Genomic DNA, 635 nt, shown 5'->3' with positions numbered 1-635 from the left:
CTATGTATTCAGATACGGGTACCATCCCATTACGGATGGTGGGTTCCCCCATTCGGATATCCTCGGATCAAAGCTCACTTACAGCTCCCCGAGGCGTTTCGCCGTTCGTCGCGTCCTTCTTAGGCTCCTAGTGCCAAGGCATTCACCGTGCGCCCTTTCTAACTTAACCATTTTGGCTTCAGATCTTCTTCGCATTTCTTCGTCAGCTTCGTGGTTCTCAGTCATGTCACGTAGTAAACTACGCTCCATTCTTTCGACCACTCGCTTCCTCGAACTACTCGAAGCTCTTTGCCAAAAACGATCTATTTTAAAAAAGTCGTTTTTGAATTCTTGACGTTCGTTCAACTTCTCTTATAAATAAGATACCGATGAACTTACTATTGTTTCTATTGCATTATCTAGTTTTCAAAGAACCAAAAGCCACCGATCTATTTGATATCAAATCAGTTTCTTCTATATTAATTGAGAGTAAGTTCTCTCAAAACTGAACAAATAGCACAAGCGTCAAACAACTAAAAGTTGTCTGTCGACTAGAGTTAAACTCCATAGAAAGGAGGTGATCCAGCCGCACCTTCCGATACGGCTACCTTGTTACGACTTCACCCCAATCATCTGTCCCACCTTAGGCGGCTGGC

Annotated in this window: 2 rRNA genes; both read right to left on the bottom strand. The window is 43.6% G+C overall.

The features are described from left to right. A 23S ribosomal RNA gene (locus AC1FXP_RS23565) occupies positions 1-169 on the bottom strand; the annotation flags it as partial. 380 nt (positions 170-549) lie between these two features. Beyond that, positions 550-635: ribosomal RNA gene (locus AC1FXP_RS23560) — 16S ribosomal RNA — on the bottom strand; the annotation flags it as partial.

The sequence above is a fragment of the Halalkalibacter sp. HAAS-P013 genome, assembly GCF_056619925.1.
This window is presented reverse-complemented; position numbering and strand designations above follow the sequence as displayed.